General features: G+C 32.4%; 2 protein-coding genes. Both read left to right on the top strand.

All coding sequences use genetic code 11. The features are described 5' to 3' along the window. Window positions 1-230: hypothetical protein (locus tag EII29_RS12945; RefSeq protein ID WP_125237615.1), on the top strand; the 230-nt coding region annotated here is incomplete at its 5' end. Window positions 231-402: 172 nt separating this feature from the next. After that, a partial coding sequence (locus EII29_RS11460; RefSeq protein ID WP_036853163.1) for a hypothetical protein occupies window positions 403-669 on the top strand: 267 nt, incomplete at its 3' end.

Consider the following 669-nt stretch of genomic DNA (forward strand, 5'->3'; position numbering starts at 1 on the left):
TAACTAAATCACGCTTGAGCTTGCTAAATACCGTAGCATTCCCTTATCTTACTATGTTTTTAAATGATGATGAAATGCACGAGCTTACACTTAAAAAAATTGATAGCGTAGGAGATAACGGAGAAGCGTTTGACTTACTAGATGAGATATTGTCTAGTTTAGAACCAAGCAAAGAATATCTATATAAGCAACGATTGAAGCGTAAAATGCAAAGGGAGGCAATGAGATAATATTACACAAGTACACAAGGAAGATTAATAGTTCAAAATATCCACGGTCAACAGCTAGAAAGATCGCTAATGACTTGAACAAGAATGACCCTTTTAATAATTATCTAGTGAGCCTTGAGCTTGGCTCTAAAAGGTATATTATTGAAAAATTTGAAATTAGAGGTATGAATAGATGAAACGTTTTTACGTAGAGGAAGACGACAATGGCAAAGAGATTAAGCGAAAACTTACAACTTTTGCTAATGATGATTTAACACAGCTTTCAGATGATGAGCTAGAAACATTATATTATGAATCATCTGCTCAATTTTTAGCTAAAGCAATGCACTTTATGAAGATTGAGAACGAACTATTTTCAAGAAAGAATGTAATTGTAAGTGATGAAATTCTAATAAATGTCGGCAATAATATTATTGAAGCTATCAATCAGGTAAGCAAT

Source organism: Leptotrichia sp. OH3620_COT-345, from assembly GCF_003932895.1.
In the GTDB taxonomy this organism is placed as follows: domain Bacteria; phylum Fusobacteriota; class Fusobacteriia; order Fusobacteriales; family Leptotrichiaceae; genus Pseudoleptotrichia.